The sequence below is a fragment of the Pseudomonas sp. ICMP 8385 genome (genome assembly GCF_002699915.1).
Taxonomy (GTDB): domain Bacteria; phylum Pseudomonadota; class Gammaproteobacteria; order Pseudomonadales; family Pseudomonadaceae; genus Aquipseudomonas; species Aquipseudomonas gessardii.
Map to the genome: position 1 here is coordinate 1 of NZ_LKBY01000116.1, position 12577 is coordinate 12577.

Below are 12577 nucleotides of genomic sequence, written 5' to 3' on the forward strand. Positions count from 1 at the left end.
CTCGTCGAATTGATTGTTTTTTGATCATTTGGCGAGTTTAAAAGTTGCGCTAGGTGGTATGCCGGGGAAATACATGGCTACTTCAGACCATCCTTAAGGGGCCGCAGCGTGGCGGCCATAACAATCTGTCGGTATCGGTATCCAGAGTACGAAACTTCAAGTCATTAGAAGTGCTGTGCCCGGCTTGGTTTGTCTGCGTGTATGTACTCTTCCTATAAAAAGCTGCAGGGCGAATCGCCTTGCCGAATAACTGTCGTCCAGGGAAACAATAAAATGGCTACGATTATTAAGGAAGTCGATATACCACTCATGTTGGACAGTGAAGTGGTTGCCACTTTCATTTCATTCGATGAATTGAAAGATCCTGTTGAACATATTGCTATTCGGTTGGGTGGGTTCAAGGCGGGCGGTCATAAATTACCGTTGGTTCGGTTGCATTCCGAGTGTTTGACCGGCGATATCTTTCACTCCATGAAGTGCGACTGTGGCGATCAACTTTCCGAGTCGCTGCGCCTGATTAACGAAGTGGGTGGGTATTTGATTTACCTGCGCCAGGAAGGGCGAGGCATCGGTTTATATAAAAAGCTCGAAGCCTATGCATTGCAGCAGCATTCAGGTGTGGACACCTACGAAGCCAATAATATGCTCGGCTTCGCCGATGATTTGCGCGATTACTTTGATGCGGCACAGATGCTCAAGGCATTGGGCTGCCCGAAGATAATCCTGTTGACGAATAACCCGGAAAAAGAACTGCAGTTGAGAAACCTGGGTATTGAAATTACCGAGGTCAAGTCTACGTCCATGCATATTGGCAAACATAATGCGGGATATATAAAAGCAAAAATAGAAGTCACCCATCACCAGTTCACTGCACAGGCGGAGGTTTCTCAATGATTCAGCATCAGGCACCTATCAGCGGTCTCTCATTGTTTGGGCAGCAGTACATTGCAACGGCAGGCTACGATAACCAGATTATTTTGTGGAATGCCCAAACACGCCAACCCTTGCAGCGCGGCTGGCATGATCACTTGGCCAACTATTGCGACTTTTCCCCGGACGGCAGCCTGTTGGTGACGGCCAGCAGTGATGGGTCGACCCGTCTATGGAGCGTGCCTGAGTTCAAGTTGCAATGTGTCATGACCAGCCACAGCGATGACGTCATGCAGGCCAAGTTCTCGCCGGATGGTGAAAAAATAGCCAGTTGCTCTTACGACAGCAGTTTGTCGGTGCACCATAAAAACGGCAACTTCATCTGCAAGATGCAGGGGCATAGCGGCCTGGTAGAGAGTTTCGACTGGACAGCCGACAGCCAGCAGCTATTGTCCTGCGGCACCGATGGAACCATTCGTGCCTGGGATGCGGCCACAGGGGAGTGCCTGGCGATCAAGGAGACCGAAGGTCACGATATGGATGCCCTGGTGACCCTCTCGGCCGGGGTTTTTATCGTTGGCAATAACGACGGCGAACTCCAGGTCATCAGTGGCAATACGGTGTTAAGTACCTACAAGGGGCACCGTTCCAGCGTCAAGAAGCTGGTGAAGTCAAAGTTCGACAATAGCCTGCTGAGCCTGGGGTATGACGGGGTCGCGGTGTTGTGGTCGATCGAAGGCCACACCTTGGTGGAGTGGAAGCGTTCGGAGTATCCGAAGGAAATCTGGGCGCGCTCGGCGGAGTTTCAGAGCCGCGACAAAATCTATTTCGCAACGTTTGGCTCGACGTTCGCCATTTGGGATATCGCCCGCAACCATTGGGACCTCGAGGGTTTTGTGCCCTCGGCCAGCTTGAACTCAGTGTATGCGGCAGACGGGGTTGTCTACAGTATTGGCGATGCCGGTCTGTTGAAGGCCGATGGCAAAGACATGGGCGGGCCGCAATCGCTGTGCAACTTTGTGCTGAAAAGCGGACCGGTCCTGGTGTGCGGCGGGCAGACCGGACAAGTGTTCGATGTCCTGAAAAACCGAGTTGCCTATGCCCACCACGCGCCCCTCAACTGTGGGGTGAACTTTGAGCTCGACGGTGAACAACGCCTGGCTGTGGGCAGTTATTCCGGCGATATCATCATCTTCAAGATCAATGACCGACACCTGGAGTTTGTGTCTTGCCACAAGATTCATGAAAACGCGATCAAGGGTATTTCGCTGCATGGCAACTGCCTGTACACCGGGTGTGCCGATGGTGAGATCGGGGTCACGGATATCCGCACTTACGAGGTGGTCAACAAGATCACCCATGCCCATGAAGGCATCTTGAATGACCTCTGCTCTTATGCGCACGGGGTTGCCACGGTGTCCCGGGACCTGACCCTGAAGTTATGGGGGGAGCCGAGGGCGACGATTCCCAGCCGGCATACCCACTCTATCAAGTGCATTGCGTCCAACAGCGACGGCAACTTTATCGCCACCGGCAGTTATGGCGGCACCGTCGATATTTATGACTGCACGGCCGGGCAATGGCTGGGCAATGTGCGCAAAGTCAGTGCGGCGGGTATTTCTTCCCTGACCTGGGATGACGCCAAACAGCGCTTCCTGGCGTCGTCCTATGACGGTCGTATTTATGCCGTCGAGCTTGGCTGACCTTCAACTTTCAGCGTGGACTTACAACCATGAATGCACGAGAAAAAGTAGTTGTCGCAGAAAAGTGTACGGTGACCTCGCCACTCGATCCCTGTGAGCAACCTGCGGCTTATCAACCTCAAACCGGATTGCTCGAAACGTTGGCGCGGATGAGCCGTTTTTGCGAAACGCCAGAGGCGGCGGCGTTACTGCGCAGCTTTGAGGCAGCGACAGACTTGTCCCGGCGCTTGCAATTGGGCATGGAGCTAGCGATCAAGGGCGACCCGAGGATCGTCGGTGGTGCGCTGAACCATTTGGTGGCGATTCCCGCAGGCGAGGCCCGTATTGGTATCGACGAATCGCAAATCGATGCCGTGGTGCGTGAATATGCCGATGTGGGGGTTATTCGCGACTGGATTCTCAAGGAAGTACCCCGGCATACGGTGTCCCTGGCGGGCTTCAATATTTCAAAGTATCCGGTGACCAACCTGGAATACCTGGCGTTTTTACAGGATTGCCCCCATGCCGAAGTGCCTACGTCCTGGCCTTTGCGGGCATTTCCTCTGCACTACGCCAACCATCCGGTGTATTCGGTCAGCGCGAGCGCGGCGGATGCGTTCTGCACCTGGCTGTCGGCCAGGACCGGCCGGACCGTGCGCCTGCCTGACGAGGCGCAATGGGAATACGCCGCCGGTGCCGGGAGGTTTGAATACCCGTGGGGCAATGAGGCCCGGACCGAAAACGCCAATACCGCCGAGCTTGGGTTGTTGGCCACCACGCCGGTCGGCGTTTTCCCACAGGGTGCATCGCCGTTCGGCCTGATGGACATGGGGGGTAACGTCGAGGAATACACGTCGAATGATTATGACGCGTACCCCAATGGTCCTTTTGTCATGGACGATTTGATCTCTGAGAACCGGCCGACCTATCGAATCACCCGGGGCGGTTGCTTTGGGCGTTTTGCCGATCTTTGCCGGGTGTCCAGGCGGCACGGGCTGAGCATTACCCCCTATGCCTCGCTGTATGCCGTGGGCTTCCGGGTGGTTGCCGAGTGAGACAGCCAGCGTCCATGCCCCAGGACTGGTGGCGGTTGAGCAAAGAGATCAACAGCCAGGCCATGCACACCATGTTGTCGTTCAGTGCCCTGATGGTCGCGAATGCAATCGACATGGTGTTCATTGCCCACCTCGGTCATGAACCACTGACGGCAGCGAGTCTGGCCAGCCCTTTTATGTGGCTGATGAACACGATCGCCATGGGCATTGCCCTGGCGATCAGTGTGCATGTGTCCAAAGGGCAGGAAAGGGGCGGGGGCAACACGGTCATCGATGTGTTGCTGCCAGGCCTGCTGATGGGCGCCGCGGTCTATGGCGTGGTGCTGGTGGGCGTCGGCCTGAACCTTGAGGCCGTACTGGGTGCGATGGGGGCGGCACCACCGGTTTATGAGCAAAGTGAAGGTTATTTAAGGACATGGCTGTACGGCTTCATCATTACCCTCACGTTTGCCATTTCCACGGCGTATTTGCGGGGGCTGTCGTTATTCAAGACCCAGGCCGTGGTGGTCGCGGTGGTATGCCTGATGAACATCGTGCTCGATCCCCTGCTGATGTTTGGCGTGGGCGGTTTTGCCGGCTTCGGCCTGGTGGGTTCGGTGTATGCCGCCTGGCTGGCACAGGCCGGTGGGGCGCTGGTGTGCATCTACTTTGGCGTCAGGCATACCCGGGTCAGCGGCCCCGGCAAGCTGCGGGTGGGCCAGATGCTCAAGGCGGCGGGGAACATTTCCCGACTGGCCTGGGTGACCAGTTCCACGGCGACCTTCTGGCCGATCTCTGGAATCGTGGCCACTTATCTGATCTCGAAACTGGGGGATGCAGAAGTGGCAACCATGGGGGTTATTTCCAAGTTGCAGCCGCTGATCATGATTCCCGTCTGGGGGGTGTCTGCGGTTACCACCGTGTTGTTGAGCAAGGCATTTGTTCAACAGCGTCATGACCAGGTGGGGATGATTTTCAAGTCCGGCTATGTCCTGGTGTTGATGTGGCAAACCGTCGTGGCCCTGCCGTTCATTGTCTTTGCCCAGCCGGTGGCGCGCTTTATGTTGGGTGGCTATGACGACGCGCTGCCCTTTGTGGTGACGTACTTGATGATCATCCCGATCACGGTATTCGGCCGGGGCATGCTGTACCTGGCTGTCCATGGGTTGCCAGCGATTGAAAGAGCCCGGACCGCCATGGCGGTTGACGCGCTGTACGTCCTGGTGCTCCACACCGGCTGCTATTGGCTGGGCTATCTGTTTAACGATTTCAATCTGGCGCTGCTGATGTTGCTGGCCTTGAACCTGCTGGGAGGCGTACTGGCTGTGTGGGTGTCCCAGCGCGCCCGGCGCACGCAACAGTGGCCACTGGAAACTATTTGATATTTACCGACGGGGGCAACTATGGAAGTGCTGATTATTGCGGGCAGCCCAAGAATGGATTCGCAAAGTTTAAGGGTCAGTAGAATCCTGGAAAACTATCTGCGGGACTATTCGGTATTGACACCGACCGTCCTGAACCTGGCAGCACAGCCCACCGGCCCGCAGCGTGATGAACTTGCCAGCCGGGCCGAGGCTTTCATTGTTGTAGTACCGGAACATTCGGGTATGGCCCCACCGGTATTGAAGGAGTTCTTTGTTTCCAGCGAGTACCCGGTATTGGCACACAAGCCGGCCTTGATTGTTTCAATCTCCAGCGGCATGGGGGGGAGTTACCCGGTACTGGATCTACGGGCGACGACTTATAAAAACACCAAGATCTGCTACATGCCGGATCACCTCATTATTCGCGAGGTTGAGGACTTTGGCCCGGATATGAGCAGCCGTGCCTATGCCGGCCTGGGCAAGCGTATCAGTGCCTGTGTCCACATGCTGGAGTTATACGCACGCCAACTGTCGGCTGTTCGTGCCGACCTGTTGGGGGTGGGGGCGGCGATCACTTACGGCATGTAATCCTTATTGGGCGGGGCGACGATGAAACCACAAGAACTTCACCAGTTAGTGTTTAACTTCAGGGCGGCACGTGCCGTCATGTTTGCGGTACAGGCTGGCCTGTTCGAGGAACTGTGCCAGGAAGATCTGACGCTGGATGAACTGGTTGGCCGGCTGGAACTGCATCGTGTCTCTACAACGATCCTTGTGGAAACACTGGTGCAACTCAATGTCCTGAACAAACAAGGCCTGCGCTATCGCGTCGCGCAGGACCTTCGGGCCACGCTGCGTCGGGATACCGAGGGGTCGATCGCCAATTTGCTGTTGCTGGACGCCAATCATTGGTCGAACTGGTCGGTGGCAGAGGATTTCTTCCGTCCAGGGCAGGACACGGCGTTTGCCTATGACCGCCAGAGCAACTTTGCGGCGGCCATGCAACAGGGGGTCGGCGATATGAATGTGCGCTTGGCCCAAGTACTGCTCGCCCACGAACCGCGGCATATCGTGGATGTGGGCAGCGGCCCGGGGTTGTTGATTGAGCAGTTACTGGCAAGCGCGACAGATCTCACATACACGCTGGTGGATTTTGCGAACACCCTGGAAATCGCCAAGGGCAACCTGAGTGACTACAAACACTTCGATGTGAACTTCCTGGCCCATGACATTGTGCTCGGCAAGTTGGAGGTGGAGGCTGACTGTATTGTCACTTCGCGCCTGTTGATGGGGTTTGACGAGCCCGAGGCGAAACAGATTCTGGCGAATATGTGCCATGGCCTGGCACGTGATGGCGTGCTGGTGATCAATGAGTTCGATACCCAGACGAAAGTGGGAGCATTGATGTCGCTGGACATGCTGGTTAATTGCGGCGCGAGAGTTTATGGCCGGGAACAACTTGCACAATGCCTGGATGAATTGGGTTTTGAAATAGTTTCAGAGCAAGCCACTACGGTCTTCACCCGCGCATTGTCTGCCAAAAGGAAAGGGATATGAGTCAAGCGAAACTTGGAAAGACCCCCCAGGCGTTTGTCGATCAAATCTATGAGGGGCTTGAAGTCATCGACGAAGTGTTCAGCGCCAATGGGCTCGAATATTGCCTGGCGGCGGGTACTTTGTTGGGGGCCGTGCGGCATACCGGCTTGATCCCTTGGGATGATGACGCGGATCTCTATATTCTTGAGGCCGACACCGAAAAGTTCTTTGCTCTGGCGCCGCAATTTGCAGAGCGGGGTTATCGCCTCAGTCAACAACCCTGGGAACTGTGGGGCGGGTACAAGGTGTTTTCGACGGCGGGTATCTCCATGCCGCAAGAGAATAATCGCGATTACTTATATCCCTCGGTGGATATCTTTCCATTGTCCGAACTGGATGGGCAACTTCGTTATACCAGCCCCCTGGCCTTGGCAAATTGGCCCCGTGAGTACCTGAGCGTGGAAGATTGGCACTCCCGAGGCGCTACACGGTTTGGACACCTCGACTTGCCAGCCCCTGAAGCGCTGGCCTCCAGGCGTTACTTGGAGCGGGCGTATGGAAGTGAATGGAATAGCCATGCGGCCAAAGGGTTTGATCATCGGTATGAAGTGGACCTGGATGCCGAGAAAGTGACCCTGAGTGACTTCCGGTGTGCGGTAAAAACCCGGGCCTGAATCCAGGCTATCTTTGTTGATAGTCCTGACCGTAGTTTGCTTGCAGGATGTCAACAGTTCAGTACTTCGCTTTTGCTCTGCAATAGGTGAACTATCATGAAAAAAGCTATTGTCCTTGCCGCAGGCATGGGGTCTCGTCTTGGACGGGCCTCTGACTCTATTCCCAAGCCACTGACCGAAGTCAATGGTCTTAGTATCCTGGCTAATGCACTCAATATTCTTGTTGAAGCGGGTTATCAGGAAGTTGTTGTAGTGATCGGTTATAAAGGCATAAAGATACAAGCCAGTGTCGCAGCGCTGGAACTACCGGTGACGGTGCGATTTATCGAAAACACGCAATGGGCCACGACCAATAACCTGTATTCGTTGTTTCTGGCCTCCCATGAACTGGCAGGCGAAGAGGGGGTCACGTTGCTGGAGGGTGATATCTTCTTTCGGCCTTCGGTGATCACGGCATTGGACGCACGCAGCGCCGGCGAATGCCTGGCGGTGGTGTCACCGCTCACGCCCCTGATGGAAGGCACCTTTGCCGAAGTGGATGCCCATGGGTTGATCCGCCAGTTTGGCAGCAGCAAAAGTGATGATCATCTGACCGCCGCCAGGCCACTTAAGACGGCCAATCTCTATTATTTGTCGGCCGACTTTTGCAAAAACTATTTAATCGGCGAACTTGCCCGAAATGTAAAAAATGGTCGAGTGAATGATTACTACGAAGTGACCTTTAAAACCGCATGTGCGCAAGGCGTGGGGTTCAGGGCCATTGAAGTAGATCCAGGCACCTGGATTGAAATAGATAACTTGTATGACCTGCGTATCGCGTCCTATCAGTTTTCCGAGCACAAGCATGCGCTGCTTTCCAGCCAGCATGGGGGCTATTGGCGTTTTCCGGTGACCGACCACGCCCTGATCTATAACTTGCACTTTCCGCCTGTGGGCCTGAAGAAGCTGATGGTTGATCGCTTTGCTGATATTGCCCTCAACTATCCGGCCTCGTCAGGTGCAAGTCTGCCGCTTTTGTCGGACTTCCTCGGGGTGCCTGCCGACAACCTGGTGATTGCCAATGGCGTCTCGGAAATCATTCGCCTGTTGCCCAGGATTTTTTCCGGCAATGTGCTGGTGTTCGAGCCGTCGTTCAACGAGTTCGCCAATGCCTTCCCCGTGGAGCGTGTCACGACGATCAGGCTGGCTGCACACAATCAGTTTGCGCTGAATATCGAGCAGACGCTGCGCGTTATCGAACAGCAGCAGCCGGAGGCGATTGTGCTGGTGACGCCGAATAATCCCACAGGCTGTCTGATTTCCAGGGACACGATCCTGGAACTCTACAGACGTACCCAGGATCAGGCGCCTTATCTGATTGTGGACGAGTCATTTCTCGATTTTGCCGGCGATGCACGGGATCAATCGTTGCTCCATGACCTTCTGGCTTGGCCAAGAGTCATTGTGCTGCGAAGCATGAGCAAAACCTTCGGTATTGGCGGCCTACGGCTGGGTTACGCGGCGAGTGCGGACCAGGACTGGCTGAACGCGCTACGCAAGGAGCTGCCGATCTGGAACATCAATGGTTTTGCCGAGGAGTTCATGCTCAACCTGCCGCAATATCGTAAAGAGTATGCCGCCAGTTGCGCCCAGGTGCGGCGCGAGACGGATGGGCTGGTTGCGCAGCTGCGTGAAATCGAGGCCCTCGAGGTGTTCGCTACCGCCAGCAATTTTGTGTTGTGCCGGTTGAAGCCGGGCTACCCATCGGCCCCGGAACTGGCGGCATTACTGGTTGATGACTTCAGTATTTTCATCAAGGAATGCAGCGGCAAAGTGATGGATGACGCCGACCGATACCTGCGCATCTCCTCCAGGAATCGCGAGCAGAACGACAGGCTGGTGGACGCGTTGAAACACGTATTGCTTTTGGACGACTACACGCCGTCCCTTGGCCCCTGTGTCGGCCTGTCCCGCCTGCCCCTCAGCCAAGATGCAGCGCTCAGCGAGTGAGGAACCCATGAACCCGATTGACTGTATGCAAAGGGCAATTGAACTGGCGCAGCTGGGCCTGTATTCCACCAGCCCCAATCCTCGGGTCGGCTGCGTGATTGTCAATCAGGGGCGCATTGTCGGCGAGGGCTGGCATGTCAGGGCCGGGCACGCCCATGCTGAAGTGCATGCGCTGCGCCAGGCGGGCGCCGCTGCTGCCGGGGCGACGGCCTATGTGACGCTGGAGCCTTGCTGCCACTTCGGCTCCACGCCGCCCTGTGTCGATGCCCTGATCAACGCCGGGGTGAAACAGGTGGTGATCGCCATGGTCGACCCTAACCCGCAGGTCGCAGGCCAGGGTGTCAGGCGCCTGCGTGCTGCTGGCATCAGCGTCGCATTCGGCCTGCTGGAGCAACAGGCCCGGCAGCTCAATCGAGGGTTTATCAAACGCATGGTCACCGGCCTGCCGCTGGTGCGGGTGAAAATGGGCATCAGCCTGGATGGCCGAACCGCCATGCACAGCGGTGAAAGCCAGTGGATCACAGGGCCGGTGGCGCGGGCAGAAACCCAGCGCCTACGGGCGCAGTCGAGTGCCGTTATCACCGGCGCCGACACGGCCCTGCGGGACCAGGCGCGACTGACGGTGCGCAAGGCCGAGTTGCAACTGGAAGAGTCCCAGGCCTGCCTGGCCATGGAACGCCCACCCCTGCGCGTGCTGATCGACAGCCAAAGGCGAGTGCCCCATGACGCCGCCTTTTTTAGCGCCGGCCCGGCGTTGGTGGCAACCACCTCGATCTCACTGACTGATCCGGGCGAGGGCCAGGAGTTACTGATGTTTGATGCGGTCGACGGGCAGGTGCCGCTTGAAGCATTGCTCAAGACCTTGGCAAGCCGTGGCGCAAATGAGGTGCTGATCGAAGCCGGTTCGCGGCTGGTGGCGGCGTTTGCGCGCTTGAACCTGGTGGATGAATACATATTCCATATCGCGGCCAAGTTTCTGGGCTCCACGGCCAAGCCGGCGCTGGACTGGCCGATCGACCATCTGGGGGACGCGGTGAAGCTTGAGTTCACCAGCGTCAAACCTTTGGGGGATGATCTGTGTGTGATTGCACGGCCAGTGGGGGCTGCGTGAAAGGGCTTGGGTCGTTACCGCCATGGTCTGTAGTCCAGATTTGATGCGGGAAGTACTGCTTGCTGGTGGAGCGTCGTTTGTCTGCTCCTGAAATTTGCGTACGAGTAGGAGCTTTCCTGTTTTCATGTAGCCCCATCTTTGATAGCACGGCGTTTGCTACTTTTGCGTAAAAAATATGCGGAGATAGGTTGTGCCCGAAGGCTTCGAGGATACGTTGGGCGGGCAGCGAGGCATCATTTTCTTCAAAGACTTTTGGCGTCGAGGCAACGAGACGTTTGGCAATCGCAGTGGTGACCACATTGATCTGTGGAATGGGCGGCGGTTGACGGATTGGCTGAGCTACCCGCGTATTCAACTGGGTTTTTCGATTGAGGGAACATTCTCGGATTATCACGAGTCCAGGGAGATTTGGTTTTGGAAGGTTTTATGAGGGTGGTTAAGGGCGTGGTATTTGTAGTTTTGGTGGTCGCCGTGGCAGTTGCGGTGTTTAACGGGGTGGTTGTGGCGGCTTCGGCTTACTTTGGGCCGTTTTACGAGAGTGATGCGGATCAGAGTCGGAATTTTGGGATTTGGTTGGTGGGGAATGGGGTGGTGGTGGTAGTTTCAGTGTTAGCTGGAGTTGTTTGGTACCGTCGGCGTTTGCTTAGGGGGTAGAGGGGCACCATACCTGTTGAGTCTTAACGGAGGAGCAATCATGAACTACGACGAAAAACTGATTGAAGACGCCGTGCTCGCCCTGTTGGCGGCCTTCAGTTCAGACAAAGGCAATACCTGGAAAGGTTTCGATTTCGAGATCATGAACCGATTGCATGAACAGGGCTTCATCAGTGACCCGGTGAACCGGAACAAATCGGTATGGTTGACGGAAGAGGGACTGGAGCGAGGTCGGCAGCTGGCCGGCCGGTTGTTTGGGGGGAGCGGATCCAACCCGGAGAGCTGACTTCATATGACGGGCGCGCTGGGTGGGGAGGCAGGTGTAGGCGGGCAGCTCAAGGGGCCCGGGGAAATTCTGCCACCTTCACCCCATCTGCTCGAACCGCCGCCGCTTGAGGAACAACCCCACCCCCAGTGCAACGGCAAAGATCGACAGCAGCCCCAGGTCAAACCCAAATAAACGGATGTGGCTCGCAGCCACGCAGCCGACCGCCCCAATCGTTACCAGCAGCATCCCTAGCCATTTGCGAAGCGGGTACGACTTAAGAAACCGATCGAGCAGAAAGAACAGCACCAGGGCAATGACCAGTTGGGTAATGTCAGACATGTGTTTCTCCCGTCAGGTCTTGATGATCAGGGTCGAGGCGCTACGTTGCGGGCCGATGCCGCCATTCACCTGCGCCTCGATGCTGACCAGTACGTCGCCTGCATGATAGGTGGGCAGGGTTTCATTCACATACATGCGCACACCGGCGCCGATAGGGGCACCCACGTAAGGGGAGGCGACATAAGAGGTGGCGCCAGCGAAGGCCGAGGCCGCGAGGTTAGCGATCTTGGTGCGTTGGGCATTGAGAACATCGCCCTGTTGCCGGGTCAGCGGCTTGGAGATACCGATCATCATCAGGCACGGCAGGTTCTTGGCCAGCATCTTGTCGTACACCTCGACGACCTTGCGGTTGACCTCATAGTGGGCGCTTTTCGCTTCACCAAAATGCAGCTCGCCCAGGCGTCCGCGTTCGCTGTCGGTGAGGGTGATCTGCGAGACGTTGAACACGATCCCGTGATTGCCCATGTATTGGAAAGTCCCTTCAAACTTCATTGCACGCATCCTTTCGAGCCAAAGGTGGGGATTGTCTAGAAGGCGCGCGCTGGATTCAAATCATTTCACCTGCCTGGCAAATCGCAGGCAAGCCAGCTCCCACATTTGATGGCGTACACCCGTTGAGTCAGCACCGCCTGCGGTAAAACGACCTTGGTTTTTACCGGCCGATCAACCCAGCAGGTGCTTGGAAATCAGCCTGGAGATTTCCACCATCGAGGTCTTGCCCGTGAACTCGAACTTCACTTTGCCCAGCGACGAAAAGTAGATCTCCAGCTCCGAATCCAGGTCGAACGTGCCGGAAGTTTCCACCGAGTACGCAACGATGTTTTTGTAGGGCAGGGAGGTGAAGTCTTTCTTGCTGCCGGTGATGCCTTGCACGTTCACGGCGATGATGCGCTTGTTGGTGAATACCACCCCGTCGCGCATGGCTTTGTAGGCATCGACCACGTGTTCGTCATCGAGCAGCAGGGAGGCAACGCGTTCGGCGTATTCATTGTTTTGCTTGAGCTTGAAGAAGCCTTTGTTGTTGAAGTCGATCATTGGGTGGTCCTTGTGGTGTGT

At 56.2% G+C, this 12577-nt stretch carries 15 protein-coding genes; 12 read left to right on the forward strand and 3 right to left on the reverse strand.

Annotation, left to right across the window (positions count from 1 at the left end; translation table 11 throughout):
- Window positions 1–273 precede the first annotated feature (273 nt).
- From ribA to AO268_RS22210, 12 genes are all read left to right on the forward strand, one after another.
- The gene (gene ribA, locus AO268_RS22155) at window positions 274–894 is read left to right on the forward strand and encodes a GTP cyclohydrolase II RibA (RefSeq protein ID WP_076962761.1); all 621 of its coding nucleotides are present in this window, start codon (window positions 274–276) and stop codon (window positions 892–894) included.
- Complete coding sequence (locus AO268_RS22160; RefSeq protein ID WP_099169862.1) at window positions 891–2573, forward strand: WD40 repeat domain-containing protein; 1683 nt, start codon at window positions 891–893, stop codon at window positions 2571–2573. The genes ribA and AO268_RS22160 overlap by 4 nt, the downstream gene beginning before the upstream one ends.
- A gap of 149 nt (window positions 2574–2722) precedes the next feature.
- A complete protein-coding gene (locus tag AO268_RS22165) occupies window positions 2723–3607 on the forward strand; it encodes a formylglycine-generating enzyme family protein (protein ID WP_169867333.1) in 885 nt (294 codons plus the stop codon).
- Window positions 3604–4968 carry an MATE family efflux transporter gene (locus AO268_RS22170; RefSeq protein WP_141562836.1) on the forward strand — a complete coding sequence of 455 codons (1365 nt, stop codon included), beginning with the start codon at window positions 3604–3606 and terminating at the stop codon, window positions 4966–4968. Before AO268_RS22165 ends, AO268_RS22170 begins: the two co-directional genes overlap by 4 nt.
- Before the next feature lie 21 nt (window positions 4969–4989).
- Entirely contained in the window at window positions 4990–5538 is a 549-nt protein-coding gene (locus tag AO268_RS22175) for an NAD(P)H-dependent oxidoreductase (protein WP_099169865.1), read from the forward strand.
- 21 nt (window positions 5539–5559) lie between these two features.
- The gene (locus AO268_RS22180; protein WP_099169866.1) at window positions 5560–6507 is read left to right on the forward strand and encodes a class I SAM-dependent methyltransferase; all 948 of its coding nucleotides are present in this window, start codon (window positions 5560–5562) and stop codon (window positions 6505–6507) included.
- Complete coding sequence (locus AO268_RS22185; protein WP_099169867.1) at window positions 6504–7160, forward strand: LicD family protein; 657 nt, start codon at window positions 6504–6506, stop codon at window positions 7158–7160. Before AO268_RS22180 ends, AO268_RS22185 begins: the two co-directional genes overlap by 4 nt.
- Window positions 7161–7256: 96 nt before the next feature.
- Window positions 7257–9149 (forward strand): aminotransferase class I/II-fold pyridoxal phosphate-dependent enzyme, encoded by a 1893-nt coding sequence (locus AO268_RS22190; RefSeq protein WP_099169868.1) that lies wholly within the window; start codon window positions 7257–7259, stop codon window positions 9147–9149.
- A gap of 7 nt (window positions 9150–9156) precedes the next feature.
- The gene (ribD, locus tag AO268_RS22195; protein WP_169902062.1) at window positions 9157–10260 is read left to right on the forward strand and encodes a bifunctional diaminohydroxyphosphoribosylaminopyrimidine deaminase/5-amino-6-(5-phosphoribosylamino)uracil reductase RibD; all 1104 of its coding nucleotides are present in this window, start codon (window positions 9157–9159) and stop codon (window positions 10258–10260) included.
- A 190-nt stretch (window positions 10261–10450) separates the two neighbouring features.
- Window positions 10451–10690, forward strand: coding sequence for a T6SS effector amidase Tae4 family protein (locus AO268_RS22200; protein ID WP_090412788.1), 240 nt, complete (start codon window positions 10451–10453; stop codon window positions 10688–10690).
- Window positions 10687–10914, forward strand: coding sequence for a hypothetical protein (locus AO268_RS33285; protein WP_076964522.1), 228 nt, complete (start codon window positions 10687–10689; stop codon window positions 10912–10914). The genes AO268_RS22200 and AO268_RS33285 overlap by 4 nt, the downstream gene beginning before the upstream one ends.
- 40 nt (window positions 10915–10954) lie before the next feature.
- Complete coding sequence (locus AO268_RS22210) at window positions 10955–11200, forward strand: DUF6429 family protein (RefSeq protein WP_076964521.1); 246 nt, start codon at window positions 10955–10957, stop codon at window positions 11198–11200.
- A gap of 78 nt (window positions 11201–11278) precedes the next feature.
- On the opposite strand, the gene AO268_RS22215 is transcribed toward AO268_RS22210, so the two are convergent.
- From AO268_RS22215 to AO268_RS22225, 3 genes are all read right to left on the reverse strand, one after another.
- The gene (locus tag AO268_RS22215) at window positions 11279–11521 is read right to left on the reverse strand and encodes a hypothetical protein (protein WP_076964520.1); all 243 of its coding nucleotides are present in this window, start codon (window positions 11519–11521) and stop codon (window positions 11279–11281) included.
- 12 nt (window positions 11522–11533) lie between these two features.
- Window positions 11534–12013 carry a hypothetical protein gene (locus tag AO268_RS22220; protein ID WP_076964519.1) on the reverse strand — a complete coding sequence of 160 codons (480 nt, stop codon included), beginning with the start codon at window positions 12011–12013 and terminating at the stop codon, window positions 11534–11536.
- A 171-nt stretch (window positions 12014–12184) separates the two neighbouring features.
- The gene (locus tag AO268_RS22225; RefSeq protein ID WP_076964518.1) at window positions 12185–12556 is read right to left on the reverse strand and encodes a PH domain-containing protein; all 372 of its coding nucleotides are present in this window, start codon (window positions 12554–12556) and stop codon (window positions 12185–12187) included.
- Window positions 12557–12577 lie beyond the last annotated feature (21 nt).

Excerpts from the sequence above, each read along its gene's own strand:
- ribA (WP_076962761.1), top strand. The coding sequence starts at position 274 with ATGGCTACGATTATTAAGGAAGTCGATATACCACTCATGTTGGACAGT.
- AO268_RS22160 (WP_099169862.1), top strand. The coding sequence starts at position 891 with ATGATTCAGCATCAGGCACCTATCAGCGGTCTCTCATTGTTTGGGCAG.
- AO268_RS22165 (WP_169867333.1), top strand. The coding sequence starts at position 2,723 with ATGAGCCGTTTTTGCGAAACGCCAGAGGCGGCGGCGTTACTGCGCAGC.
- AO268_RS22175 (WP_099169865.1), top strand. The coding sequence starts at position 4,990 with ATGGAAGTGCTGATTATTGCGGGCAGCCCAAGAATGGATTCGCAAAGT.
- AO268_RS22180 (WP_099169866.1), top strand. The coding sequence starts at position 5,560 with ATGAAACCACAAGAACTTCACCAGTTAGTGTTTAACTTCAGGGCGGCA.
- AO268_RS22185 (WP_099169867.1), top strand. The coding sequence starts at position 6,504 with ATGAGTCAAGCGAAACTTGGAAAGACCCCCCAGGCGTTTGTCGATCAA.
- AO268_RS22190 (WP_099169868.1), top strand. The coding sequence starts at position 7,257 with ATGAAAAAAGCTATTGTCCTTGCCGCAGGCATGGGGTCTCGTCTTGGA.
- ribD (WP_169902062.1), top strand. The coding sequence starts at position 9,157 with ATGAACCCGATTGACTGTATGCAAAGGGCAATTGAACTGGCGCAGCTG.
- AO268_RS33285 (WP_076964522.1), top strand. The coding sequence starts at position 10,687 with ATGAGGGTGGTTAAGGGCGTGGTATTTGTAGTTTTGGTGGTCGCCGTG.
- AO268_RS22210 (WP_076964521.1), top strand. The coding sequence starts at position 10,955 with ATGAACTACGACGAAAAACTGATTGAAGACGCCGTGCTCGCCCTGTTG.
- AO268_RS22215 (WP_076964520.1), bottom strand. The coding sequence starts at position 11,521 with ATGTCTGACATTACCCAACTGGTCATTGCCCTGGTGCTGTTCTTTCTG.
- AO268_RS22220 (WP_076964519.1), bottom strand. The coding sequence starts at position 12,013 with ATGAAGTTTGAAGGGACTTTCCAATACATGGGCAATCACGGGATCGTG.
- AO268_RS22225 (WP_076964518.1), bottom strand. The coding sequence starts at position 12,556 with ATGATCGACTTCAACAACAAAGGCTTCTTCAAGCTCAAGCAAAACAAT.